Annotated in this window: 23 protein-coding genes; 10 read left to right on the forward strand and 13 right to left on the reverse strand. The window is 68.2% G+C overall.

Annotated elements, in window-relative coordinates; genetic code table 11:
• Positions 1-105: 105 nt before the first annotated feature.
• The 3 genes from U6958_RS11285 to U6958_RS11295 all read left to right on the forward strand — a co-directional run bounded on the left by U6958_RS11285 (position 106) and on the right by U6958_RS11295 (position 2,867).
• A complete protein-coding gene (locus tag U6958_RS11285) occupies positions 106-1,083 on the forward strand; it encodes a DUF808 domain-containing protein (RefSeq protein WP_016449189.1) in 978 nt (325 codons plus the stop codon).
• Positions 1,084-1,401: 318 nt separating this feature from the next.
• On the forward strand, positions 1,402-2,028 hold the full coding sequence (locus U6958_RS11290) for a hypothetical protein (protein ID WP_074921405.1): 627 nt from the start codon (positions 1,402-1,404) through the stop codon (positions 2,026-2,028).
• A 32-nt stretch (positions 2,029-2,060) separates the two neighbouring features.
• Complete coding sequence (locus U6958_RS11295; RefSeq protein WP_074921406.1) at positions 2,061-2,867, forward strand: hypothetical protein; 807 nt, start codon at positions 2,061-2,063, stop codon at positions 2,865-2,867.
• A gap of 33 nt (positions 2,868-2,900) precedes the next feature.
• On the opposite strand, the gene U6958_RS11300 is transcribed toward U6958_RS11295, so the two are convergent.
• A complete protein-coding gene (locus U6958_RS11300) occupies positions 2,901-3,155 on the reverse strand; it encodes a hypothetical protein (RefSeq protein ID WP_016451380.1) in 255 nt (84 codons plus the stop codon).
• Positions 3,156-3,417: 262 nt separating this feature from the next.
• Between U6958_RS11300 and U6958_RS11305 the strand changes: the two genes are divergently transcribed.
• Both U6958_RS11305 and U6958_RS11310 read left to right on the forward strand, forming a co-directional pair.
• Positions 3,418-3,714 (forward strand): type II toxin-antitoxin system RelB/DinJ family antitoxin, encoded by a 297-nt coding sequence (locus tag U6958_RS11305; RefSeq protein ID WP_046986771.1) that lies wholly within the window; start codon positions 3,418-3,420, stop codon positions 3,712-3,714.
• Positions 3,714-4,049 (forward strand): type II toxin-antitoxin system YafQ family toxin, encoded by a 336-nt coding sequence (locus tag U6958_RS11310; protein ID WP_074921407.1) that lies wholly within the window; start codon positions 3,714-3,716, stop codon positions 4,047-4,049. The genes U6958_RS11305 and U6958_RS11310 overlap by 1 nt, the downstream gene beginning before the upstream one ends.
• Positions 4,050-4,085: 36 nt before the next feature.
• Here the strand turns inward: U6958_RS11310 and U6958_RS11315 are convergent, their stop codons facing one another.
• The 5 genes from U6958_RS11315 to U6958_RS11335 all read right to left on the reverse strand — a co-directional run bounded on the left by U6958_RS11315 (position 4,086) and on the right by U6958_RS11335 (position 10,742).
• Positions 4,086-4,706, reverse strand: a complete 621-nt coding sequence (locus U6958_RS11315) for a glutathione S-transferase family protein (protein ID WP_074921408.1) — start codon at positions 4,704-4,706, stop codon at positions 4,086-4,088.
• Between the two features lie 117 nt (positions 4,707-4,823).
• Positions 4,824-6,338 carry a hypothetical protein gene (locus tag U6958_RS11320; RefSeq protein WP_061287842.1) on the reverse strand — a complete coding sequence of 505 codons (1,515 nt, stop codon included), beginning with the start codon at positions 6,336-6,338 and terminating at the stop codon, positions 4,824-4,826.
• A 280-nt stretch (positions 6,339-6,618) separates the two neighbouring features.
• Entirely contained in the window at positions 6,619-9,090 is a 2,472-nt protein-coding gene (locus tag U6958_RS11325) for a TonB-dependent siderophore receptor (protein WP_074921409.1), read from the reverse strand.
• Positions 9,091-9,192: 102 nt separating this feature from the next.
• A complete protein-coding gene (locus tag U6958_RS11330; RefSeq protein ID WP_047218391.1) occupies positions 9,193-10,230 on the reverse strand; it encodes a FecR domain-containing protein in 1,038 nt (345 codons plus the stop codon).
• Positions 10,227-10,742 carry a sigma-70 family RNA polymerase sigma factor gene (locus U6958_RS11335; protein WP_016451386.1) on the reverse strand — a complete coding sequence of 172 codons (516 nt, stop codon included), beginning with the start codon at positions 10,740-10,742 and terminating at the stop codon, positions 10,227-10,229. The genes U6958_RS11330 and U6958_RS11335 overlap by 4 nt, the downstream gene beginning before the upstream one ends.
• A 230-nt stretch (positions 10,743-10,972) precedes the next feature.
• On the opposite strand from U6958_RS11335, the gene U6958_RS11340 reads away from it, so the two are divergent.
• From U6958_RS11340 to U6958_RS11355, 4 genes are all read left to right on the forward strand, one after another.
• Positions 10,973-11,587: an OmpW family protein gene (locus U6958_RS11340; RefSeq protein WP_016449200.1), complete on the forward strand. Its 615-nt coding sequence runs from the start codon at positions 10,973-10,975 to the stop codon at positions 11,585-11,587.
• A gap of 362 nt (positions 11,588-11,949) precedes the next feature.
• Positions 11,950-13,008 (forward strand): L-histidine N(alpha)-methyltransferase, encoded by a 1,059-nt coding sequence (gene egtD / locus U6958_RS11345; RefSeq protein ID WP_046241879.1) that lies wholly within the window; start codon positions 11,950-11,952, stop codon positions 13,006-13,008.
• A complete protein-coding gene (gene egtB, locus U6958_RS11350; RefSeq protein WP_034363602.1) occupies positions 12,995-14,305 on the forward strand; it encodes an ergothioneine biosynthesis protein EgtB in 1,311 nt (436 codons plus the stop codon). Before egtD ends, egtB begins: the two co-directional genes overlap by 14 nt.
• A gap of 86 nt (positions 14,306-14,391) precedes the next feature.
• Positions 14,392-15,456 (forward strand): hypothetical protein, encoded by a 1,065-nt coding sequence (locus U6958_RS11355; RefSeq protein WP_016449203.1) that lies wholly within the window; start codon positions 14,392-14,394, stop codon positions 15,454-15,456.
• 7 nt (positions 15,457-15,463) lie between these two features.
• On the opposite strand, the gene U6958_RS11360 is transcribed toward U6958_RS11355, so the two are convergent.
• Positions 15,464-16,753, reverse strand: a complete 1,290-nt coding sequence (locus U6958_RS11360; RefSeq protein WP_016449204.1) for an O-acetylhomoserine aminocarboxypropyltransferase/cysteine synthase family protein — start codon at positions 16,751-16,753, stop codon at positions 15,464-15,466.
• A 433-nt stretch (positions 16,754-17,186) separates the two neighbouring features.
• Between U6958_RS11360 and U6958_RS11365 the strand changes: the two genes are divergently transcribed.
• Positions 17,187-18,245, forward strand: coding sequence for a diguanylate cyclase (locus U6958_RS11365; RefSeq protein WP_227472559.1), 1,059 nt, complete (start codon positions 17,187-17,189; stop codon positions 18,243-18,245).
• Here the strand turns inward: U6958_RS11365 and U6958_RS11370 are convergent.
• The 6 genes from U6958_RS11370 to U6958_RS11395 form a co-directional block, all read right to left on the reverse strand.
• Positions 18,242-18,979 carry a 3'-5' exonuclease gene (locus tag U6958_RS11370; RefSeq protein WP_034363609.1) on the reverse strand — a complete coding sequence of 246 codons (738 nt, stop codon included), beginning with the start codon at positions 18,977-18,979 and terminating at the stop codon, positions 18,242-18,244. The two genes, U6958_RS11365 and U6958_RS11370, sit on opposite strands and share 4 nt — an antisense overlap.
• Positions 18,980-19,237: 258 nt before the next feature.
• Positions 19,238-20,050 (reverse strand): crotonase/enoyl-CoA hydratase family protein, encoded by an 813-nt coding sequence (locus tag U6958_RS11375; RefSeq protein ID WP_046241661.1) that lies wholly within the window; start codon positions 20,048-20,050, stop codon positions 19,238-19,240.
• 17 nt (positions 20,051-20,067) lie between these two features.
• Entirely contained in the window at positions 20,068-20,958 is an 891-nt protein-coding gene (locus tag U6958_RS11380) for an SDR family oxidoreductase (protein WP_074921410.1), read from the reverse strand.
• A 77-nt stretch (positions 20,959-21,035) separates the two neighbouring features.
• On the reverse strand, positions 21,036-22,184 hold the full coding sequence (locus U6958_RS11385; protein ID WP_016449209.1) for an acyl-CoA dehydrogenase family protein: 1,149 nt from the start codon (positions 22,182-22,184) through the stop codon (positions 21,036-21,038).
• A gap of 25 nt (positions 22,185-22,209) precedes the next feature.
• The gene (locus U6958_RS11390; RefSeq protein ID WP_074921411.1) at positions 22,210-23,772 is read right to left on the reverse strand and encodes a long-chain-fatty-acid--CoA ligase; all 1,563 of its coding nucleotides are present in this window, start codon (positions 23,770-23,772) and stop codon (positions 22,210-22,212) included.
• A 9-nt stretch (positions 23,773-23,781) separates the two neighbouring features.
• Positions 23,782-24,864, reverse strand: a complete 1,083-nt coding sequence (locus U6958_RS11395) for a CaiB/BaiF CoA-transferase family protein (protein WP_012206624.1) — start codon at positions 24,862-24,864, stop codon at positions 23,782-23,784.
• Positions 24,865-24,874: the final 10 nt, after the last annotated feature.

Below are 24,874 nucleotides of genomic sequence, written 5' to 3' on the forward strand. Positions count from 1 at the left end.
TGGCCCGGCCGGCCGCCGGGCCTCTCCTACACGGGCAGGACATGCCCGTGCCCCATGATGGCGCCCAGGCCGCAAGGCCCCCCAACAATTCACTGGAGAAACGCGATGGCTGGTGCTGGTTTGCTGATGCTGCTTGACGATATTGCAGCGATCCTTGACGACGTGGCCCTCATGACCAAGGTCGCTGCCCGCAAGAGCGTGGCCATGGCCGACGATGTGTCCGTCATGACCAAGGTGGCTGCGCAGAAGACGGCCGGCGTGCTGGGCGATGACCTGGCCCTCAACGCCCAGCAGGTCACGGGCGTGCGCGCCGAGCGCGAGATTCCCGTGGTCTGGGCCGTGGCCAAGGGCTCGCTGGTCAACAAGGTCATCCTCGTGCCGACGGCGCTGCTCATCAGCGCCTTCATTCCCTGGGCTGTCACGCCGCTGCTCATGGTCGGCGGCGCCTTTCTGTGCTTTGAGGGTTGCGAGAAGCTGGCCCACAAATTCCTGCATTCGCCCGAGGAAGATGCCGTGGAGCGCGAGCGCCTCACCCAGGCCAATGCCGATGCGAGCGTCGATCTCGTCGCCATGGAAAAGGACAAGATCAAGGGCGCCGTGCGCACCGACTTCATCCTCTCGGCCGAGATCATCGCCATTACCCTGGGCACCGTGGCCTCGGCGCCGTTCGGGCAGCAGGTCGCCGTGCTGGCGGGCATTGCCCTCATCATGACCTTGGGCGTCTATGGCCTGGTGGCCGGCATCGTCAAGCTCGATGACCTGGGACTGTGGCTGGGCCAGCGTGCCAGCGCCGCGGCCCGCGCGCTGGGCCGGGGCATCGTCGCCGCCGCGCCCTGGCTCATGAAGGGGCTGTCCGTTGCGGGCACGGCCGCCATGTTCCTGGTGGGTGGCGGCATCCTCGTACACGGCGTGCCTGCGCTGCACCACGCCGTGGAGGGCCTGGGCGATGCCGTGGCCCAGGGCGCGCTGGGCGGCCTGTGGCGCGTGCTGGCGGTGAATGTGCTCAACGCGGTGGCCGGCATCGTGGCCGGCGCCATCGTGCTGGCGGCTGTCGAAGGCATCAAGCGCCTGCGCCGCCGCTGAGTCGCCGCAAGCAAGGCCTGCCGGGGCTGCAGCCGGCAGAGCACACCAGGGGGGCCGTCAGGCCCCCTTTTCGATGGAATCTGCATGGAATTTGCACCTCAGCGCATCGCATTTGACTGTGGGCGCAAGCACGTGCATTTCCCCTGGAACTCTGCAAGGCCTGGCGTCCTCCTGTCCCTTGGCGGCGGCGCAATGCACTTGCGCCTGCCGGCCTCCGAGGTTCCGTGAACGGCCCTTCGCCGCGCCAGAGCCATTGTCGGGACCGGGCGGCTGAAGCTGATTCCGCGCGGGTCCCTGGATTTTCATCAGGGGGATTCCATGATTTCCAATCTCACCAAGGCCAATGTGCTGCGCTCCGTCATCGCCGGCTGCTCGGTCGCGCAAGCGGGCAAGGCCGAGAAACTCGGCACCGAACGCGCACGCACCGCCCTCAATCGCATCTGCGAACTGCTGAATCTGCCCAACGACCTGGACGCCATACATGCGGAGCCGGACCTGTACCTCGAATCCCTGGCCCATTTCGAGAGCCTGCCCCAGTTCGAGCTGCGCACTCCCCTGGTGGCCAAGCTCAGGCAGGTCCTGGGCCTGCGCTCCTGCAGGCAACTGACGCCGGCCATGCTGGCGCAAGTTACCGCGTCACAGCTCATCAACCAGGGCATCTCCATCGTCGCGCTGGCCGATCTGCAGCAATGGCTGCTCAAGCACGATCTGTCGCTGCGGCACAGTCCGCCCGTCACGGAAGTGGACTTCAGGGAGGCCAGGAAAGCCATTGCCCTGCTGGATGCCTTCGACTTCGATACCGAATCGCTGGAATGGCAAATGAATCACCTTGCCCGCCCGCGCGCCAGGGGCAGGGGAAGGCGTGCCGCCGCCACGGCCCCCTCAACTGGCAGGCCTGCAGGTGAATCCCCTTCTGCCGGCTCCGCTCCTGCGTCTGCGCCCTAATATCGGCTCTCCCGAACCAAGCTCAGCACACCATGAAGCTCCCCTTGCTTGCCGCCATGGCCCTGGCACTGCAGCTGCTGGCGCCAGGGCCCGCCATGGCAGCCGACGACATCGTCTTCAAGGACAGCGCCGGCCGCGTGCTCAAGCGCAGCGACCTGGACAAGGCCGATGGCCGTTTCAGCTGGGAACTGCCCCGCGCCACACCCGTCAGCCAGGCGGCACGCGATGCCCATGCCCTGGGCCGCGCCGCAGGGCAGCGCGGTGACAACCGGGCTGCGCTGGCGCATTTCGAGACCGCCTCGAAGCTGGCGCCGGACTGGCCTTATCCCGTCTACGACGCCGCATTCACCTACCTGCTGCAAAAGGACTTCGATGCGGCCTATCGCCACTACCGGCGCGTGGATGCAATGGCTCCCAGGGGTTTCTTCACGGCCAAGACGGCCGTGCACAGCCTGCGCATGGAGCGCGATGGCAAGCTCCCGCAAGGCACCTATCTGCGCTACCTCGCCCTGGAGTGGGAGACCGACAGGAGCAAGGTGCGCCAGGCCGCCCTGGCCATGACCCGCGAAACCCCTGGCTTCGCCCCCGCCTGGAAGACAGCCGCCCTGATGGAGGACGACCCCGACCAATGCCTTGCCCTGCTGGACAGCGGCCTGAAGGCCGGCCCCGATGCCCAGACCCGCGGCTTTCTGCTGCTGAACAAGGCCCTGCTGCTGCGCGAGCGCAACCAGATTCCCGAGGCCATGGTGATGCTGGGAGAGCTGGCGGTGGACCCCCGGTCTCCGCTGGATGTCGAGGCGCTGGCGCGGCACACGCTGGCGCAGTGGGCGCGGCCTTGAGACCGGCACCCGCACCTTCGCTGGCCGGCCCACTCAGCGCATCGCCAGCTCCACGGCCTCCGCAGACAGCCCGTAGGCCTCGACAAAGACCTCGATGCGGTCCTGCGTCTGCGCGTTCACAAACGTCTCCATGCCCACGCTGTCCATCTCCCCTGACAGCATCTGGCCCGTATTCACGGGGCGGGTATCGAGCTGCTGCGCCAGCACACAGCTGTCCTCTCCCTCCGGCTGCAGGCCGATGAGCCCCGTCTGGTTGTTGATGGCAATCACCCTGGCTTGTCTTTGCATGCTCCACCCTGTCGTCTGAATCCGTCGTTTCTGGAATGGCGAAAAGGCGCCGCCTTGCGCAACGCCCCTGCCTGTCCTGGCGACTGTAGGCAAGGCTTGGGGGCGGCGGTAGAGGCCCGGGGCTTGGTGGACTGCCAAGGGAAATTTACGAATGGCTGTCTGGTTTTTTGTTTTTGCAAGTGAATGCGTGTGGAAGGTTGCAGCAACAGTTGATTTGAGATTGCCTAGAATATGTCGGCAAGTGACCTCAAAGGAGCAAAAAATGACCATCATCCGTACTACCGTAGATGACAAGATCTACGACAGCGCTGCCGACATACTTTCTACGCTGGGCATGGATGTGAACGCCGCCGTGCGCATGTTTCTGCAGGGCGTTGTGCTGCACAACGGGATTCCCTTTGACCTGCGGCTGACGGCGGAGCAGGTGCAGGCGATGCGGCTGCGTCGCGAGACAAACCGGCAGGCCACTTTGGAGGCGAGAGAAATCGCCAGAGGCGGTGAACCTGGACATGCCTCTGTTGAAGCCATGCTGCAGGCCCTGGAAAAGGATGAAGCCTGATGGCCGGCAAGAAGGGCTACAGGCTGCGCACCATTGCGTACACCAAGACCTTCAAGAAGGACTACCAGCGCATGGCGGCATCAGGCCGCTACGACATGGCGCTGGTGAACCAGGTCGGCGGCCTGCTCATCGCCCACACGGCGCAACAGGTGCTGGCGGCGCAGTGGAGCGATCACGCCTTGATCGCCGACGATGAATGGGACGCGGGCGACCGGGACATCCATCTGGGAGGGGACTTCCTGCTGATCTATCGCATTGATCCGCATCCCGAAGCCAAGGACATGGAGATCGTCATCTTCAAGCGCCTTGGAACCCACAGCGATCTGTTTGGCTGAGCGCGGCCATCGCAGGCCGCGGGCAGCCTCCCCCTCTCAGCTTCCCAGCGCCCCGCGCACGGCAGCGCGCTCGCCCATGCGCTTGAAGTGCGCCTGCACCTTGGGGAAGCCGGCGATGTCCACGCCGTCGCCCTCCAGCCAGCCGGCAATGGTGAACAGATAGGCGTCGGCCACGGAATAGTCGGAGCCCAGCACCCAGGGCGCGTCGCCCAGGTAATGGCGCTCTATCACGCCAAAGCATTCGGCCATGTTGGCTGCCACCTTGCGCTGCATGGAGGCAATGGCCGCCTCGTCATCGGCCCAGCGGCCTGCGCGCCGGCCGTGGGCGTGGGCCACGTGCACGGTGGAGGACAGGTAGCCGTGGAACTCCTGCATGTGGGCGAAGGCATAGGCATCGTCCAGCGGGGCGAGCCGGGCTTCGGGAAAGCGCCGGGCAATATAGGCGAGCAGGGCCGGCGTTTCGGTGAGCACGCCGCGCTCGGTCACCAGGGCGGGCACGCGGCCCTTGGGATTGATGGCCAGGTATTCGGGGCTGCGCTGCTCGCTCTTGGAGAAATCGAGCTTGACGACTTCATGGGGCGCATTGGCCTCGATCAGGGCGATGCGGGCGGCCAGGGCGCAGGTGCCGGGAGCGTAGTAGAGCTTGAGGGTGGTCATGAAAGAGACGGGTAGGGGTGGGATACGGGCAGATTCTTCCGTCGGCGCCGATGGCCGGGCCGGCCCTCCAACTTAGTGCGGATTGCACGGTCGTGCAAGCGGCATCGTTGTCTTGTCCTATGCCTGCTCGGCATTCCAGCGCACGGTGCGTGCGGGCAGGTCAATGTGGATGGTGTGGCGGCCGCCGTCATGCAGTAGCAGGTCCAGCTTCCCGTCCTGGCCATCCACGAACGTGATGCCTTCAATCATGGGTGCGTCGATCAGGTCGTTGCAGTCGAGCGCGATCCAGGCATCGGTTTGCAGATCCAGCAGACGCAGATGGGGGAAGTCGGGGTCCTCGCCATATTCGATGCAGGCCACCATGGCCCAGGGCTTGGAGAAGGCCACGGCCGTGAGGGTGCTATCCGGGCTCTGCGCGCAGGCGCGCGCCTGCAGGGCATCGAGCAGCGTGGGCATGTCGTCCAGCATGTGTGCATAGGGAGACTCGGGCGGCACGGTGCGTACCGGCCGGGTGGCGGCCTTGGCGCTTTCGGCGCGTTTGGCAGGCTCTGCCGTTGGGGTGCTGCGCCTGCGGCCCGCTGGCGGAAGGTGCTGGATTTTGCCGCCCGCAATGCCCAGAAAGACACCGCATTCGCTCACGCTCAGATGCCTGTAGTTGCGGCTGCTGCACGGGGTTTCCCAAAGCGGGGCGCCGGTGTCCGGGTCCACGGCGACAAGATAGGCCCGCTCCATGCCGTCCTCGTGCCTGTCCTGTATTCCATAGAGGACGCCGGCATGGCATTGCGGCGCGCTGACATGGGTAGGCGACAGGCACGGTCCGAAACGGTTGCTGCGAATGTCATAGCCATACATGCCCTGGCGTGCAAAGCAGAAATAGACCACGCCGTCACGATGCGCTGCCCGCTGGGCATGCACATGCCGGCGCTCATCGTCAGGTTGAACGGGAGGTGTGATGGCCAGGACTTCGCCGCTGCAAGGATGGATGCGAAGCCAGGGTGCATCGATGTCCACGTGGTCTCTGCTGCCGGGGCCGAACACGGCCCACGCGCCTGCAATGGCGGGCGAGTACAGGTCGCGGGCACTGTCCACCCACAGCACATGCTCGGTGTGCCCGTCTGTTTCATGCCAGCGCCGCAGCTCCGAGCGCTCAGGGTGGACGATCCAGCCGTAGACCGCCCCCTCCAGCACAAACGCACCCTGCAGGCCCAGCGCCAGCGTGCTGCCCTGCCAGGTGCGACGGTCCAGCAGCAGATAGCGGCCCTCGGGACTGCTCTCCTCCATCGCGACGAGCCAGCGATGCGCGTCCAGCTCCACGGGAACGGGCCAATGCCTGGCCTGCATGCCCGGCACGGCATGGAAGTCGAACAGGCATTCGCCGGTGCGGGCATCAAGCACCTGGTCGCAGAGCATCAGATGCCGCTCGTCCACGAACCACGACATGCCCTCGCTCTCGCGCATGCGGTGGTCCCAGAGCACGTTGCCGGTGGCCACATCAACGGCGCGCAGAAAGGACGTTGTGCTGTCCCCCTTGTTGCAGTACTCGTAGTAGAGCCGGCCATCGACCACGCTCATGGCGGTGTCGATGATGAAGATGCTCTTGTCTCCAATGGCCTGGGATTTGCCGTAGTGCATGCGCGCCTTTCAAAGACCTGATTGTCGCCAGCAGAGCGCGGTGTGGACTGGGCGAAATGTCAAGTCGATGGCGTGGTGCGCGGCTGAACCAATGCAGCTGCGGCGGTGCAACGCCATCCGATCCAGACGAGCAGGTCCGCGATTCGCTGTGCTGGATGCAGGCTGCACCGAGCGTGCTGCAGATGCATGCCGAGTGGGCTGTCTGTTGCTGTCCGCCAGGCGTTGTTCCAAGAGCGGGGGCCTGCATTGCTCCCGCCCTGGCGGGCAGCAATGGCGGCACTCAGAACCGATAGGCCGCCGCCACACGCACCTCGCGCCCGAAGCCCAGCGCGCAGAATTGCGCGCCGCCACGGAAGGTGTTGCATTGCGTGCGGTACTGCCTGTCGGTGAGGTTGCTGAGGTTGACCGAGAAGCGCCACGGGCCGGTGGTGTAGGCGGCCATGGCGTCCCACAGCGTGTAGGCGTCGTTCATGGGGGTCTTCACGCCGTCCATGGGCAGCTCGCCAGGCGTGGCGCTGATGTGGCGCAGGCCCAGGCCCAGCTCCAGGGCGCCGCGCTGGTACTTGCCCCACAGCGATGCGGCATGGCGCGGCGTGGCGCCGGGGCGCGCGCCGATCTCGATGGCGTTGTTGCTGCGCGTGACCCTGGAGTCGAGGTAGGTATAGGCCGCAATGGCCGAGAAGCCGCCGCCGATCTCGCCCTGGGCCTGCAGCTCCAGCCCCCGGTTACGCACTTCGCCGGTCTGCACGTCGAAGCGCGGGTTGAGTGTGGATGGCGTGCGCACATTGCGCTTGCGCAGGTCGAACACGGCGGCGCTGAGCGTGTAGCCGGCCGATGGAGGCGCGTAGCGCAGGCCGGCCTCGAACTGGCGCGCGGTCTCGGGCTCGTAGGGCCTGCCGTTGGCGTCGGTGGCCGTGACCGTGGTCAGCGGCGGCTGGAAGGAGTTGTTGAAGGACACATAGGGAGCCAGGCCGCTGGGCGCCAGGTAGATCAGGCCCAGTCGCCCGGTGACTGCGCTGTCGGTGCGGCGCACGGTGGTGATGGCGAAGGGCGCGTTGGCTGCGGCGCGCGCGTCGTAGTCGGTGTCTATGCGTGCGCTGTCGCGGCGCAGGCCGGCGCTGAGCACCCAGCGCTCGCCGAACTTGATCTGGTCCTGCACGTACAGACCCGCCTGGTGCGTGCGTGCCAGCGCGCGGTCGCTGAGGTAGTTGTCGTCCCAGTTCGGCGCGATGTGGATGGGGTTGACCAGGTCCAGCGGCGCCACGGCGCCGTTGAGCGAGTAGATGCGCCAGTCGAGCCTGGAGCGGTAGTAGTCGAAGCCCACGGCCCACTGGTGCGAGACGGCACCCGTCCGGTGGCGGCCTTCGATCTGCGTGTCCATGACCCAGGTCTGTTCGGCGTCGGGCCGCACCATGGCCAGGCGTGCCATGCCGCGCTGGTCGGCCGTCAGGCCCCGGTTGCGCATCTCGCGCCGGTCGTTGCGGCCGTCCAGGTAGCGCAGGTTGTTGCGCAGCGTGAGCTGGTCGTTCAGGCGGTGCTCCAGCAGCCAGCCCACGCTGGCATTGCGCTTGTGGTGGCCAGATCCCGGTCCGCTGACGTTGATGTCCGTGGCCGACCAGCCCGCAGGCGTCTGACGGTAGTAGGGGATGACGAAGCCGGTTTCGTCCTCCTGGTACTGCGCCAGCAGGGTGAGGCTGGTGCGCTCGCCCAGCAGCGTGAAGGAGGGGGCGATGTAGCTGCGATCGGCGCGCAGGCCATTCCACTGCGTGCCCGATTCGCGCTTGAGCACGGTCAGCCGTGCCAGCGCCGTGCCCTGTTCATTGATGGCGCCACCGATGTCGGCCGTGAGCTGGCGCCGGTCGTGGCTGCCGAATTCCACGCCCACTTCGCGCTGCATGCCGGCGCGCGGGCGCTTGGTGACGGCATTGATCAGGCCGCCGGGCGCGGACTGGCCGTACAGCACCGAGGCCGGGCCGTGCACGACTTCCAGCCGCTCCAGTCCATACGGCTCCAGGTTGGTCATGAAGCCGTTGTGGACCATGCGCATGCCGTCCCGGTACAGGCCCGTGCCCGTCAGATAGAAACCGCGCACGGCCACGTCGTCATCGGTGATGCCGTAGTCCATGGGACGCACGCCCGCGCTGTAGCGCACGGCTTCGGCCACGCTGGAGATGGCCTGGTCGCGGATCTGGGCCTCGCCGATGATGCTGACCTGCTGCGGCGTCTCCAGCAGCGGCACATCCATCTTCATGGCCGAGGCGCTGCGGCGCGGCCCGTAGCCGGGCACGGCGCCCCAGGCGCTTTCATGCTCGGCATCGGCCAGCACGTTCACGGTGGGCAGCACATGCTCGGCCGCGGCCCCGGGCCGCGCACGGTGCACGGCCCAGCCGCCTTCGGCCGTGCGCGTGGCCTGCAGCTGGTGCGGGGCGAGCAGGGCGGCAAGCCCTTCGTGCACGCCGCGCGTACCGCTCAGCGCCGCCGACTGTCGGTTCTGGACCAGGGCTGGATCGAACGAGAGGGTGATGCCTGCCTGGCGCGCGAGGCTGTGCAGGCTGGTCTCCAGTTCACCGGCCGGCAGGTCGAACCGGATGGATCTGGCATCCGGGGCGGAGCTCGGGCTCTGGGCCAGGGCGGTCATGGGCAGGCCCAGCGTGATCAACAGGCCCAGCATCAAGGCCTGTGCAGCCACCGCCGTGGGGCGTGTGCACGAGGGTGGATGGGCGGCGCGGCGGGTGCTGGGCAGGCTGGGCATGGAGGCAGTCCTTGAGAAGCGGCAAAGGAAAAAGCGATGTCTTTGCTCCTATGCCGAACGGGCGGTGTGAAACCCGTAATGACTGCCTGAAAAAATTCCGGCTCAGGCTTTGACCAGGCGCTTGGCGCTGCGGGCACCGCTGGCCGCACCTTGTCCGCGCTCCACACGCACAGGCAGCGTGCGGGCAATGGCGGCCAGCGCACGACCCGCCGGATCCGGGCCGTCCAGCTGGAATACGCCTGAAACACGCAGGGCAGCCACGTCGTCGGCACATTCCATGGGCATGCCGGTCTGGCGTGACAGCTCGGTCACGAAGGCGTCCAGGCGCATGCGGCGGGCGACCAGTACGCCGTCGGTCCATGCGTCGGGCACCAGGCCTTCGTCGGGCAGGCGCACAGGGCGGTGCTGGCCGGCGTGCAGCACATGGGTTTCGCCGGAGGTGGCGACGATGGCGTCCAGGGGGCCTGGCGCAGTGCCGTCCAGCGCCCTGACATGGATGGCCACGCGGCCCTCGGTGACGTACAGGCGCGTGGCCGTGTCCGGGTGTTTTTCGTGGCGCACGCCGAAGCTGGTGCCCAGGGCCTCGAAGCGGGCCAGCGGCGTTTCCACCCAGAAGGAGCGTCGGCCCGCGAGGGAGCGCGGGTCGCTGCCGGTGTCGATGAAGATCTCGCCGCGTGCCAGGCGGACCACGCGGCGCAGCAAGGTGAAATCCACCTGCACCAGCGTGTCCGGTGCCAGGTGCAGGCGGCTGCCGTCGGCCAGCAGCGTGCTGCGGCGCTCACCGATGGCCGTGTCCAGCGCGATCTGCTCGCGCGGTGCAGCCCAGCGCCAAGCCATGGATCCCAGCAGCAGGGCAGCGGGGCCCAGGAACAGCAGCCGCTGCAGGCTTGCGCGCCGGCCTCGCGCCGGCCCTGGGCCGGCGGACCGCAGCACGCCGTGGGCCAGGCCCGCCTGGCCGGCGGGCAGGGCGAACTGGGCCTCCACAGCCTGGACCTGTTGCCAGGCCTGTTCGTGCGCGGCGTGGCTGCTGCGCCATGCCTGGCAGGCGGCGCGGTCGGCATCGGTGGCCGTGCCGGAGGCCAGCCGCACGGCCCAGGCAATGGCCTGTTCCAGCGCCTGGGGGGCCTGGTCTGTGCTCACGCCGTCAGTTCCCTGCGCAGGGCAAGGCAGTGGCGTATGGCGGTGGCCATGTATTTCTCGACGGAGCTCAGGCACACGCCCAGCTGCAGGGCGATTTCCGGGTAGCTCAGGCCTTCCAGGCGGGAGAGCAGAAAGGCGCTGCGGGCCTTGGGCGGCAGGCCGGCCAGCAGGTTGTCCATGCGCACCAGGGATTCGATCAGCAGATGGCGCTCCTCGGCCGAGGGCGCCAGCGGCTCGGGCAGGCTGGCGATGGCGTCCAGGCAGGCGCGCTCCAGCGCGGCGCGGCGTGTGTGGTCCACGACCAGGCCGTTGGCGATGGTGGTGAGCCAGGCGCGCGGCTCGCGCACGCCATGCAGGGACTGGGGCTTGCCCAGCACGCGAATGAAGGTGTCCTGGGCCAGGTCGGCCGCATCGCAGGGATTGCCCAGCCTGCGCCTGAGCCAGCCCACCAGCCAGCCGTGGTGGTCGCTGTAGAGCAGGGCGATATCGGGGTGCGAAGGCGCGGCGGCCATGGAGCGGGTTCCTGGGGAAGCGGATTTGATAATGATTCGCATTCTATTTGAGCAATGGCTGCAGCCTGGCCGCAACTGGCCTGCCGCGCAATGCGTTGCATGCATCCAACGCGATCCGGCCATGCGACGGCGCCCACCTTCGGATTTGAGCTAGGACAAGACCGGCCTTGCCTGCCCCTGCTGCAATACAGCTACGGGATTTGCCCCGGGCTACTCCAAGACTCTCCATCATGAAAAGAACTCTGCTCGCCGTTGCTGCCGTTTGCGCCCTGTCGTCGGGTGCCGCCTTTGCGCAGCAGGCCGAAGGCCCCTGGATGGTGCGCGTGCGCGCCGTCCACCTGGACAGCGTCAACAAGGACAGCACGGGCCTGGGCCTGTCGATCAATGACAAATGGATGCCCGAGCTGGACGTGTCCTACTTCTTCACGCCCAACATCGCGGCCGAGCTGGTGCTGACCTACCCGCAAAAGCATGACCTGCGTGCCAACGGCCTGGGTCAGATCGGCAGCCTCAAGCACCTGCCGCCCACGCTGCTGGCGCAATACCACTTCACCAATTTCGGCGCGTTCAAGCCCTACGTGGGCGCCGGTGTCAACTTCACGCGCTTTTCCAGCGTGAACTTCGATCCCGCCGTGCAGGCCGCGCTGAACCCCTCCATCAAGAAGAACAGTTTCGGCGGCGCGCTGCAGATCGGCTTCGACTATGCGCTGGACAAGAACTGGTCGCTGAATTTCGACGTGAAGAAGGTCTTCATCGAGACGGACGTGCGCGCTGGCGGCACCAAGGTGGGCACCTTCAAGGTGAACCCCGTGCTGGTTGGCGTGGGACTGGGCTATCGCTTCTGATCTTCGGATCATGAGCGAGGCACGCGCTGCTTCATCCGGCAGCGCGTAGTGAGGCAAGGATGGGTACTTGGTCCGGTATGCCGTTCGCGGCATACCGGATTTTTTTCGTCCGGCATGCTGCAGCGCACCAGATCTGCAGGTCATGAAAAAGACACGCTCGCTGGAAACTGTCCTACCCGCGTGCCCGGGGCGGGCGCCTAGGCTGGTGCCTCGGCCTGTCGGCGCGCGCCTTGCGAGGCGGGACGCCAGTTTGCAGGCTTCATTCTGGCTGCCCGCCCCCTTGGCGACCGCTCCCCGCTGCAAGGCGGGGGCGCGGCATTCACCATGCTGAGGCGGTCGGCGCACAACGCGAGGCCCCCACCATGCTGTATGCCCACGATCATTCCGTGTCTTCCCCTCCATTGGCGTCGCGCGCCCAGCGCGTGCCCCTGCCCCTGCCTTCGGCCCCGCGCACACCGGCCGAAGGTGGCAGGAGAGAGGCTGCGCCGGAGCTGGCAGACAGCGCCCTGCGAGCAACCCTGGCCGAATTGCAGCACGGGCTGATGCAGCCGCAGGCCCGGGTCTCGCCCAAGTTTCTCTATGACTCACGCGGCTGCGACCTGTTCGAGCAGATCACGCGGCTGCCCGAGTACTACCCCACGCGCACCGAGGCTGCCATCCTGGCCGACTCCGGTCCGGCCATGGCCGAGGCCCTGCGCGGCAGCGAGGTGCTGATCGAGCTGGGCGCCGGCAATTGCGAAAAGGTGCGCGGCCTGTGCCGCAGCCTGCGTCCACGGCACTTCGTGGGCGTGGACATTGCGGGCGCCTTCCTGCGCCAGTCCGTGCGGCGCCTGGCCGAGGAGTTTCCGCAGCTGCAGGCCCATGCCGTCACGGCCGACATCACCGAGCCGCTGGCCCTGCCGCCCTACATCCCGCAGGCCGGCCGGCTGCTGTTCTACCCGGGCTCGTCCATAGGCAACTTCGACCCTGAACAGGCCCAGCGCATGCTGGGCCAGATGCGGGCCCTGCTCAGCGACGACGGTGGGCTGCTGATCGGCATAGACCTGCCCAAACCCATACAGTGGCTGGAGCCTGCCTATGACGATGCCCAGGGCGTGACGGCGCGCTTCAACCTCAACCTGCTCAGCCATGTGAACCACCTGCTGGGCAGCGACTTCAACGAGGGCGACTGGGAACATGTGGCCTTCTTCAACACCGAGCACTCGCGCATCGAGATGCACCTGCGCGCGCGGCGCCCGCTGATCGTGGGCTGGCCCCAGGGGCTGCGGCACTTCGCGGCCGGCGAGACCATACACACCGAGAACAGCTACAAATACCCGCTGCCCGACTTCCTGGACATGCTGGCCTGTGCGGGTTTCGGGGCCTGCCAGGTCTGGACCGATGAGCGCCAGTGGTTTGCGGTGATCCATGCCCATGCGTGAAATGCCCGCCGTCTTCCGCTGGGTGCAGCGCTACGAGGCCGTGCGCCAGACCACCGTGCTGCTGGCCGCCCCCTTGTCCGCCGAGGATGCCTGCGTACAGTCCATGCCCGATGCCAGCCCTGCCAAATGGCATCTGGCGCATACCACCTGGTTCTTCGAGACCTTTGTCCTGGCCGAGCACGCGCCCGGCGTGCCGCCCTTCGATCCCGACTTCCGCGTGCTGTTCAACTCCTACTACCAGCAGGTGGGTGCGCGGCATCCGCGTGCCCAGCGCGGGCTGCTGACCCGGCCCTCGCTGGCACGGGTACTGTCCTATCGCGAGGCGGTGGACCAGCGCATGCTGCAGATGTTCGAGGACTGGGGCACGCAGCCGCCTGCGCGTCTGGCCGCGTTGCTGGAGCTGGGCCTGCAGCATGAGCAGCAGCACCAGGAACTGCTGCTGACCGACATCAAGCACCTGCTGTCGTGCCACCCGCTGTGGCCTGCCTATCGAGAGCAGGAAGAGGGCATGCCTGCGCCTGGGCCGGCAGATGGAACGCCTGCCCCGCTGCAGTGGCAGACCGTGCCGCGTGGCATGCATGCCGTGGGCCATGGCGGCGAGGGCTTTGCGTTCGACAACGAGCGCCCGCGCCACGAGGTGTTTGTGCAAGGCTGCGAGATCGCGCAGCGGCCCGTGAGCAATGCCGAGTTCCTGCGCTTCGTCGAGGACGGCGGCTATGCCCAGCCGCAGTGGTGGCTGGCCGAAGGCTGGGACTGGCGCTGCGCGCAGCAACTGGAGCATCCCTGGTACTGGCGGCGCAATGCAGGCGGCGCGTTGGATGGCGCATCGGACGGCACGTGGCAGGAGTTCAGCCTGCATGGCGCGCTGGCGCTGGACGGGCGCCGCCCCGTCTGCCACATCTCGTATTTCGAGGCCGACGCCTATGCGCGCTGGGCCGGTGCGCGCTTGCCTACCGAGGCGGAATGGGAGGCGGCCTTTGCCGCGCCCATGGCGCAGCGCCCCGAGCACGACGAGCCTCCCGGCCCCGTGCACCCGCGCGCCATGCAGCCCGGCAGCCTTGCGCTGGGCGAGGTCTGGGAATGGACCCAGTCCGCCTACGGCGCCTACCCGGGCTTCCAGATCGCGGAGGGCGCCGTGGGTGAATACAACGGCAAGTTCATGGTCAACCAGTATGTGCTGCGGGGCGGCTCCTGCCTCACGCCGCCAGGCCATGCGCGCGCCAGCTACCGCAATTTCTTTCCCACGCAGGCGCGCTGGCAGATGACCGGCCTGCGGCTGGCGCGGGATCCGGCTTGAGCCTGCCCCTGCCGCATCCCCATGCATTGCGCCGCCCGCCGGTGCATGCAGTAGCATCGTCGGCCTCAATGATCCGAGGGAGTTCCATGTTGTTGCGTTCGCTTGTTCTTGCCATGCCGCTGTCCCTGGTCCTTGCCGGCTGCGCCACTGCGCCGCCCCAGGCTCCGGCGCCCAGCCAGCCACAGGAGCAGCCCCGGCCCCAGGTGCCTGCCCAGGCCCCGGCCGACACGCCGCGCGCCGAGCCCGAGGTGGCCAACCTCACGCCCCTGCCCAGCCTGCTGCTGATCGGCGAAGACGCAGCCGGCCGCTACTACTCCATGGTGGCCAAGGCCACCTTCACCATCGAGTCCGATGGCCGCCTGACCCTGGCCGACCAGGGCGGCGGCCAGGGCGGCGAGCCCGTGGCCCCGCATGCCGACATGCAGGACCAGAGCATGTCCACCGAATGCAAGCCCTATGGCGCCGTGGCCAACCAGCGCACCACCTGGTTCCCGTATACGGGCGTGTTCGTGCGCGGCGGCACGCTGGTCGGCGCCCAGGCGGATGGCGCCGATGCGGCCATCAAGACGCTGACCGAGCATGAAGGCGCCCAGATGCTGTACACGGGCAAGGATGCCGACCCCACCGAGTACTACTACGCGCCCTGTGTGGGCGCGCAGCGCGTGGCCACCGGCTGGCGGCTGGACCGCTATCTGCCCGATGGCGGACAGCTGCGTGTGCGTGCCGATGCGCGTAACGGCAATGGAAACGGCAAGGGCCAGACGCTGGCGCTGAAGCTGCCCAAGCCCTTTGCGCCCTTCGTGCTGGTGCGCTACCAGTCGGGAGCGATGATTCCCGTGCCCATGCGTGCCGTGCTGGCCACGGTGGACCTGCCCGAGCGCCGCGTGGTGCTGCAGTTCCAGGGGACCTACGCCGTGGAGCCGGCCATCCGCAAGATGGAGCTGCGCCTGATCGTGCCCGGCAGCCGCCCCTCCGAAGGAGAGACCGCCGCGCGCCATGCCGAACGAACCCAGGCCCAGCTGCGTGACCTGGCCCGCTGCGCCCCGCCGCGCGGCCATGCCATCGAGCCCTGCGCCAATCCGCAGCGCACGCCGGACCCGTTGATCTTCTATTCCTCGCAGGAACTGCGCGAGCGCTCGCGCAGGCGCTGAGGGCGTCTCAGACCTTGTCCAGCGCCTGCTCCAGGTCGGCCAGCAGGTCGCTGATGTGCTCAATGCCCACGGACAGGCGCACCATGCCTTCGGTGACGCCGGCCTTGGCCAGTTCCTCGGCGTCGAGCTGGCGGTGCGTGGTCGATGCGGGGTGCGTGGCCAGGGACTTGGCGTCGCCGATGTTGACCAGGCGCGTGAACAGCTGCAGCGCATCCAGGAAGCGCGCACCGGCGGCGCGGGTGTCGCTGTCGCCGCTGCCGTTCCTGAGGCTGAACGACAGGATGCCCGAGGCGCGGCCGCCCAGCTGCTTCTTCACCAGGGCGTGGTCGGGATGGTCCTGCAGGCCGGCGTAGCGCACCCATTCGATCTTGGGATGCCTTTGCAGCGTCTCGGCGATCTTCTGGGTGTTCTCGCAGATGCGGTCCATGCGCAGGGCCAGCGTCTCTATGCCCTGCAGGATGAGGAAGGCGTTGTGCGGCGACAGTGCGGCGCCGGTATTGCGCAGCGGCACCACGCGCACGCGGCCGATGTAGGCTGCCTCGCCCAGGGCCTCGGTGTAGACCACGCCGTGGTAGCTGACATCGGGCTCGTTCAGGCGCTTGAAGCGGGCCTTGTGCTCGGCCCAGGGGAACTTGCCGCTGTCCACGACGGCGCCGCCCACGCTGTTGCCGTGGCCGCCCAGGTACTTGGTCAGCGAGTGCACGACGATGTCGGCGCCATGCTCGATGGGGCGCAGCAGGTAGGGGCTGGGCACGGTGTTGTCCACGATCAGCGGCACGCCATGGGCGTGGGCCACGTCGGCCAGGGCGCGGATGTCGGTGACATTGCCCAGCGGGTTGCCGATGGACTCGATGAAGATGGCCTTGGTCTTTTCGTCGATGTGCTGGGCGAAGCTGGCCGGGTCGCGCGGATCGGCAAAGCGCACCGTGATGCCCTGCTGCGGGAAGGTGTGGGCGAACAGGTTGTAGGTGCCGCCGTAGAGCGTGCTGGCCGAGACGATGTTGTCGCCTGCCTCCGCGATGGCCTGGATGGCATAGGTGATGGCGGCCATGCCCGAGGCCACGGCCACGGCGGCAATGCCGCCTTCCAGCGCCGCGACGCGCTTTTCCAGCACGTCGGTGGTGGGGTTCATGATGCGCGTGTAGATGTTGCCGGCCACCTTGAGGTCGAACAGGTCGGCGCCATGCTGGGCACTGTCGAAGGCATAGGCCACGGTCTGGTAGATGGGCACGGCGGCCGACTTGGTGGTGGGGTCGGGCGAGTAGCCGGCGTGGACGGCCAGGGTTTCGATGCGCATGGAAGATTGCCTTTCTGGTGACGGCTTACGCAAGAAGGGCAGGGCTGGCCATTTGCCATGGGCAGCGGCGCGTCCCGCATCCTGTTTGAGTAAGTCCTGAGGTTTTACAAGCGGAGGACGGTTGGCATTGTGGCGTGCCGGCCTCCGGTGCCCAACGATGCGTTGGTTACGAACATATACGCCGCAGACCGGTTGCTCCTCTGCCGCGCGCAGATATGTCCGGCCTGGCTTTGCCAGGATCGTGAGTGAATGTGTATTTTTGTTAACAACGTGTTGTAACGTGACCTGATCGCTAGACTCCATTCGGGAGTTGATGGTGACGTTGACAGCAAGACATTTTCTGGCGCTGGCGGTGCCTTTGTGCACCTCGCTGCTGGCCGGCTGTTTCTATGTCTGCTGGCGGCATCTGCGTGCCCGGCGCGAATTGCGCAGCATGTCCCTCGCCTTCACCGGATTCAGCCTGGCGCTGCTGCTGCAGGTCCTGGAGCGGCCTGCGGCCGTGCCCGTCAATGCGCTGGCCACGGCCGCGCTGCAGCTGTGTGCGGCCTGGTTCATCACCGAGGCCATGGCCATGCGCCAGGGCGTGCGACCGGATGCGCCGCTGGCGGCTGTCTTTGGCAGTGCAGTGTTGGCGGTGCTGGGCTACTACGCCTGGGTCGTTCCCGATGCGCAGGCGCGCCAGCATGTGCTCAATTTCGGCCTGGGACTGCAACTGGCCCTGCCGCTGTGGCGTTTGCCGCGCAGGCATCCCGGTACGGACTGGGACCGGCTGCTGCTGGGGGTGTTCGTGGTCTTTGCGCTGAGCTTTTTCGTTCGTGCGCTGTGGCTGACACCGCCTGGCGCCTCGCCACCGGCCGACGCGGCCAGTGAATGGCTGGGCGTTTCTTCCGCGTGCCTGGCGAAGCAGCTGAGCCTGCTGGTGTTCGGCCTGCTGTTCGCCATTGTGTTCCTGGCGGCGGCGGTGCGCGACACCGTGCAGGAGCTGCATGAGGAGCGCGACCGCGATCCGCTGACAGGGCTTCTGAACCGGCGCGCCTTCAAGGAGGAGGTGCAGCGCCGGCGGGCCGAGCACCCTCAGCTTTCAGCCGCCGTGCTGGTCTGTGATCTGGACCATTTCAAGCGGGTCAACGACGGCTGGGGCCACGCGGCCGGGGACGAAGTGCTGCAGCGCTTTGCGCGACTGCTGCTGCGCAGCACGCGCCAGCAGGACCTGGTGGCCCGCTTTGGCGGGGAAGAGTTCGTGGCCTTGCTGCCGCGTGCGGACCCTCTGGCCGTGCAGTCGATCACCCGGCGCATACAGACCCAGCTGCGCCTGATGGGCTTCAGCGGACTGCCCGACGAGGTGCGCATCACCGCCAGCTTCGGCGTGGCCTGGATGGCGCCGGGCCAGACGCTGGAGCAGGCGCTCGCGCGTGCCGACGCCATGCTCTACGAGGCCAAGCGCGCAGGCCGGGACCGGGTGCGGCTGGTGAAGGAAGAGGAAACGCTCTAGGACTTGGCCGGCGCGACCGCAGCCTGCAGCAGGCGAGCGGTGCGGGGCGGACGCGGTGTCTGCGGGGCGCTGGACTCGCGCGGCCCGCGCGGTTCAAGCGCAGGCCTGGAAGGCCGCTGGGCCGCTGCCGGCTGGCGCAGCTCCCAGCCCGGCAGCGCGGCATGCACCATGGCGGCGCCGTGGGCGTCGTTGGCCGCGTAGTGGCGCTGGGCCAGGCTCAGTTGCGGTGCAGCCCAGTTGGAGGTGGAGATCTTCTTGGACTTTTGGAAGTTCTGCCCCAGCACCAGGGCCACGGCCGCGCGCACGCCTACCGAGCTGGCGTAGCCATGGCGCTTGAACACGCGGTCCAGGTCGATCACGTTGTTCAGCGCCACGCCCAGGCGCGCGGGCAGCGCGCTGCGGTCATGGTCCAGCCCGAAGCCGGCCTTGCAGATGGCCTCGCTGGCCATCACGTCGGCCGCAAGCGCGCGTGCCTGCGCATGGTGCAACTGCAGCAGCCAGGCCTGGTCGCAGGTGGCCAACTGCACCACATGGGGGCCGGTGTCGGTCTGGCTGGCGTGGAAAAGAGGCTTGCTCTCGGTATCGAAGCCGAGCACGGGCGCGGCCATCAGCGCGGCGCGGGCGGCCGCGAATTCGGCGTCGGTGGCGGGCACGTGGATGCAGCGTTCCGGCAGGGCGGAAAAAGGCGGCAGCAGGCGGCTGTCTTCCTTGCTGGGGGCGTGCAGGCGGGGCATGGGAAAGGGGGGAGGCCGAGGCGAGCCGTCAAGTATGCCTGCTCCTGCATGTCCCTTCGGCCCCGGGTTTTTATCCCCGATGCATGTGGACGGAGTTGTGGAAAACTCCGGGTGTAACTTGCCGAATCCGCGCCCCGCAAGGCTTTCCACGGAATGCCTAAAAAATCAGCGCAGTGGCGAAAGGGCGTCGATTAAGGGTAATTACGGATGGCCGCGGCGGACCCGTGGGCAGGGTCCGGTGGTTGTTTCAAGAGGTGTCTAAAGGCCTTGGTCGCTGAACACCGGGGCCCGTTTTTCCAGGCCTGCGCGCACGGCTTCGGCCTGGTTGGCACTGCCCAGCAGGGCCTGCTGCTCGCGCGCCTCGGCCAGCAGGATGTCCTGGGGCGATGCCGTTTCGCTGAGCTGCATCAGGCGCTTGGACGCGCGCATGGCGTGCGGGCTGCTGGCCGCGATCTGGCGGGCCAGGTGGCGCGCTTCCTCCAGCGGCGCGGAACTCACGCGCGTGGCCAGGCCCAGGGCCACGGCCTCGGGGCCGGGCACGATGCGGCCCGTGTAGACCAGCTCGCGCAGCACGTCGCCGCGCACCAGCGGCGCGGCCAGCGCGCAGCCGGCCATGTCGGGCACCAGTCCCCACTTGATTTCCATGATGGACAGCCGCGCATCCTCGGCCACCAGGCGGATGTCCGCACCCAGCGCCAGCTGCAGGCCGCCGCCGTAGGCCACGCCGTGCACGGCGGCGATCACGGGCACGGGCAGTTCGCGCCAGCCCCAGCAGATCTGCTGGAAGCGGTTGGCAATGCCGTGCGTGCGCGCGGCCAGGTCCGTCATGTCCGCCGTCTGCTGGCCGTCGGCAATGCCGGCCATGCTGCCCATGTCCAGGCCCGCGCAGAAGGCGCGCCCCTCGCCATGCAGCACCACGGCGCGCAACCCGGACGTGTCCCGCAGCCGCGCCAATGCGTCGATCAGGGCGTCGAACATGGCGGGGTCCAGCGCATTCATCTTGTCGGGCCGGGCCAGGGTCACCTCGGCCACGCCGTGGTCCACCGATATGCGCACGCGTTCTTGGCTCATGGCTTGTCTCCTTGTGTCTATGCGGTTCTTTGCTGGCGGTCGGCCGCGTTGCGCGATTCGATGGCGCTGCGCGCATTCGCCCAGTCCTGGTCGCTCCAGCTGGCCAGCCCGGCGAAGTTGCCGCCCGTCGCCTGGTATTGTCCGCCGTCTATGGCGATGGTCTGTCCCGTCAGGTACTCGGCCTGGCGGCTCATGAGGAAGACGGCCAGGTTGGCCAGCTCGGGCATGCGGCCGTTGCGGCCCATGGGGTTGTCGGCGCGCACATGCTCGCCGCCCTGTGGGTTCAGCCGCGCGCTCATGCCTTCGGTGGGAAACAGGCCCGGCGCGATGGCGTTGAAGCGTATGCCCCGGTTGCCCCATTCCACGGCCAGCGACTGCGTCATGGCATGCACGCCCGACTTGGCCATGGCCGAGGGCACGGTGAAGGCCGAGCCGTTCCAGACCCAGGTGGTGAGGATGGACAGCACGCTGGCCTTGCGGCCCTCGGCCAGCCAGCGGCGGCCGCACTCCAGCGTGAGGTTGAAGCTGCCGCGCATGACGATGTTGGCCACGGCGTCGAAGGCGCGCATGGACAGGTCCTCTGTGCGGCTCACGAAGTTGCCGGCCGCGTTGTTGACCAGGCCCGTGAGCGCGCCGCCGTCGGCCCAGATGGCCTCGATCATCTGCTCCACGGCCTCGGGCTGGCGCACGTCGCAGGCATGGCCCGTGGCCCGGCCGCCGTGCTGCTGCACCAGCTCCTGCGCTGTCTGCTCGACCACGGCGCCGCGCCGGCCGCACAGGTGGATGTCGGCGCCCAGCATGAGAAAGGCCTCGGCCATGACACGGCCCAGGCCGGTGCCGCCGCCAGTGACGAGGATGCGTTCGCCCTTGAGCAGGCCGGGCTTGTAGATGAGGTCGTCGAGGGTCATGGCTGCTGTCTCCTGTGCTGCCGGGGAAGGGATAGGGGGACTGCGGCAGCGCTTGGCGCCGCCAGGGGATCGGAGCGTCAGAGCACGCGCGAGATCACTTCCTTCATGATTTCGCTGGTGCCGCCGTAGATGCGCTGCACGCGCGCATCGGCGTACATGCGCGTGACCATGTATTCGTTCATGTAGCCGTAGCCGCCATGCAGTTGCACGAGTTCGTCGAGCACGCGGCCCTGCGCTTCCGAGCCCCACAGCTTGGCCATGGAGGCCGTGGCCGTGTCCAGCGTGCCGGCCACCAGCTGCTCCACGCAGCGGTCGATGAAGGCGCGGCCCACGGTCAGCGTGGTGGCCACCTCGGCGAGCTTGAACCGGGTGTTCTGCATGTCGGCAATGGCCTGGCCGAAGGCGCGGCGCTCGCGCACATAGGCCAGCGTGGCCTCATAGGCGCCTTCCATGCAGGCCAGGGCGGCCAGGCCGATGATCAGGCGTTCGTAGGGCAGGTCGCCCATGAGCTGGTAGAAGCCCTGGCCTTCGCGCCCGCCCAGCAGCGCGTCCTGCGGCACGGTCACGTCGTCGAAGAACAGCTCCGAGGTGTCCTGGGCCTTCATGCCCATCTTGTCGAGCACGCGGCCCACGCGAAAGCCCGCGCAGTCCCGGGTCTCCACGATGAGGATGGAGGTGCCGCGCGCGCCCTGGGCCGGGTCGGTCTTGCAGACCACGAGGATCAGGCCGGCCAGCAGGCCGTTGGTGATGAAGGTCTTGCTGCCGTTGATACGGTAGCGGCCGTCCCTGAGTTCTGCGCGCGTGCGCACGCCCTGCAGGTCCGAGCCCGCGCCGGGCTCGGTCATGGCGATGGCGCCCACCAGCTCGCCGCGCGCCATGGCGGGCAGGTACTTGCGCTTTTGCGCCTCGGTGCCGTGGTTGAGCAGGTAGTGGGCCACGATGGAGTGCACGGAGTTGCTCATGCCCGAGAGGGCGCGGCGCGCCATCTCCTCGTGGATCACGGCCTCGTGGCGGAAGTCGCCGCCGCCGCCGCCGTATTCCTCGGGGATGTCGGTGCACAGCAGGCCCAGCTCGCCGGCGCGGCGCCAGATGGCATGGCCCACGTTGCCGCGCTGGCGTGCGGCTTCGTCCTGCGGCTGCATTTCGGTTTCCAGAAAGCGCACGGCGGTGGCGCGCAGGCTTTCCAGTTCGGGGGTGCTCCAGGAGCGTGTCAGTTGCAGTGGCATGGCTTGGACCGGTGGATTGAGGGGTTCAGTTGATGCGGCGTTCGCGGCCCTGCCAGTAGGGCTCGCGCAGCTGGAATTTCTGCAGCTTGCCGGCGGCCGACAGCGGCAGCTCGCTGCGGAACTCCACCGAGCGTGGGCACTTGTAGCCCGCGATGCGTTCGCGGCAGTGGGCGATGACCTCGGCCTCGGTCAGCGGCTGGCCCTCACGCGCGACGATCACGGCGTGCACGCGCTCGCCCCAGCGTTCGTCGGGCACGCCGATGACGGCGCACATGGCGACCTGGGGCAGCTGGGCGATGGCGTTCTCGACCTCGGCCGAATACACGTTCTCGCCGCCGCTGACGATCATGTCCTTGAGCCGGTCCACGACGAAGAGGTAGCCGTCGGCATCCAGCCGGCCCATGTCGCCCGTGTGCATCCAGCCGTCCTTGAGCGCGGCGGCCGTCTCGGCGGGCCTGTTCCAGTAGCCCTGCATGACCATGGGGCCGCGTGCCGTGATCTCGCCCACCTCGCCGGGCGGCAGCTCGCGGCCCTCGCCATCGACGATGCGCACCTCGGCAATGGTCACGGGCCGGCCGGCCGCGCGCAGCAGGCGCTCGCGCTGCGGGCCGGGGCGGTGCTCGGCCGGGCCCATGGACACGATGGTGGGCGACAGCTCGGTCATGCCGTAGGCCTGGGCGAAGTCGGCGCCGGGCAGCGCCTGCATGGCGCGCTCCAGCAGGCTGGCGTCTATGGGCGCCGCGCCATAGAGCATGAGGCGCAGGCTGGACAGGTCGAATTCGGCCATGCGCGGATGCTCGATCAGCCGGCGGATCATGGTGGGCACCAGGAACAGCTCGTTCACGCCGTGCTGCTGGATGCCGGCGAGGATGGCCAGCTCGTCGAAGGCCGGCACGATGACCTGTGGCACCAGGCGCTGGGCCATGAGCAGGGCCAGGCCGCAGCCGGCCACATGGAACATGGGCGTGACCACCATGCCCACCTTCACATGCTGGCGCGGCACGTTGCTGGCATTGGACAGGGCGTTGATGAACAGGTTGTCGTGGCTGAGCATCACCCCCTTGGGCCGGCCCGTGGTGCCGCCTGTGTACATGACGGCGGCCAGGTCGGTGCCGCTGCGCAGCGCGTCGGCGCAGGGCGTGGCGGCGGCCAGCAAATGCTCGTAGTGCAGCGCGCCTTCGGGCGCGGCGCCCGTGCCGCAGAACACCACGGTGCGCAGGCTGGAGGACAGCTCGCGCAGCCGGGGCACCAGGGGCGCGAAGGCATCGTCCACGAAGAGCACGCGCGTGTCGCAGTCGTCCAGCGAGTAGGCCACCTCGTGCGCGCTCCAGCGGATGTTGACGGGGTTGACCGCGGCGCCTGCCCACCAGCAGCCATAGAAGTATTCAAGGTAGCGGATGGAGTTCAGGCCCATCATGCCGACGCGGTCGCCGGGCGCCACGTCCAGCGCCCGCAGCAGGCCGGCGCAGCGTTCGATGCGCTGCGCAAGCTGCGACCAGCTGGCCTGCTCTGCGCCGCAGATGGCTGCCGTGGCGCCGGCCCTTTCGCGGCGGCCCTTGTGGATGGCCTGGGTGAGATACATGGGCATGGGGTTTCCTCAGGAGCGGGCGTTCCAGGCGGCCAGCGTGTCCTGCAGGCTGGCGGCGCGCGGGGGGCGGGGCTGCTCGGGCACGCTGCGCGAAAAACGCGGCGCCGGCGCGGGCTGGAGCACGCCGCCGGCCTCGGTGAACGTGGCGCGCGCGCGGTTGTGGGCATGCTGGGGCGCCTCGTCCCAGTCGAGCACGGGGGCGAAGCAGGCATCGCTGCCTTCCAGCAGCTCGCACCACTGCTGGCGCGTGCGCGTGCGGAACACATCGGCCAGGCGCAGCTTGAGCAGGGGCCAGCGTGCGGCGTCCAGTTGCGCGTCGAACAGCGGGTCCTGTATGCCGCAGCGCTGGCGCAGCTCGGCGTAGAACTGCGGCTCGATGGCGCCTATGGCGATGTATTTGCCGTCGGCGCAGGCATAGGTGTCATAGAAGTGCGCGCCGCCGTCCAGCAGGTTCTCTCCGCGCTGGTTGCTCCACTGGCCCTTGGCCTTGAAGCCGTACATGAAGGCCGACAGCAGGGCCGTGCCATCGGTCATGGCCGCATCGATGACCTGGCCCCGGCCGCTGCGCCCGGCCTCGTGCAGGGCGGCCAGCAGGCCCACGGCCAGCAGCATGCCGCCGCCGCCGAAGTCGCCCACGTAGTTGAGCGGCGGCACGGGAGCCTCGCCCGCGCGGCCGATGGCGTGCAGCGCGCCGGAGATGGCGATGTAGTTGATGTCATGCCCCGCCGCATGCGCCAGCGGCCCGTGCTGGCCCCAGCCCGTCATGCGGCCGTAGACCAGGCGCGGGTTGCGCGCCAGGCAGGGCTCGGGCCCCAGGCCCAGGCGCTCCATCACGCCGGGCCGAAAGCCCTCGATCAGCAGATCGGCGCGTGCGATCAGCGCCAGGGCCGAGGCCTGGCCTTCCTCGCCGCGCAGGTCGATCTCGACCTGGCTGCGGCTGCGCGTGGTGATGTCCTGTGCATCGACCGGCGTGCCGGGCCGCGCGATGCGCAGCACCTCGGCACCCATGTCGGCCAGCAGCATGGCGCAGAACGGCCCCGGGCCCAGGCCCGCGAACTCGACCACGCGCACGCCTTCAAGCGGTCCTGGCATGGAGGTCTCC

It is taken from the genome of Delftia lacustris (assembly GCF_040267515.1).
Classification (GTDB): domain Bacteria; phylum Pseudomonadota; class Gammaproteobacteria; order Burkholderiales; family Burkholderiaceae_C; genus Comamonas; species Comamonas tsuruhatensis.